At 36.5% G+C, this 263-nt stretch carries 1 protein-coding gene; it reads left to right on the top strand.

Annotated elements, in window-relative coordinates; translation table 11 throughout:
- The coding region (locus Q0873_RS18225) for an MBG domain-containing protein (RefSeq protein WP_299110232.1) at positions 1–263 on the top strand (263 nt) is incomplete at both ends.

The following is a 263-nucleotide window of genomic DNA, read 5'->3' on the forward strand; positions in this document are numbered from 1 at the left end:
AGTTTAGTTGGAGGAGATACTTTTACAGGTAACTTAACAAGAGTTTCAGGAGAGACTGTTGGAACCTATGCAATAAATCAAGGTAGTTTAGCATTGAGTAACAACTATACCTTAACCTATGTTTCAAATAACTTAACAATAGGAAAAAGAGTTGTAGAAGTAACAGCAGATGCAAAGACGAAGTTGTATGGAGACACTGATCCAGCTCTTACATATCAAATCACTACTGGAAGTTTAGCAGGAAGTGATGCCTTTACAGGAAG

Origin of the sequence: uncultured Tenacibaculum sp. (assembly GCF_947498805.1) — a bacterium.
Classification (GTDB): Bacteria; Bacteroidota; Bacteroidia; order Flavobacteriales; family Flavobacteriaceae; genus Polaribacter.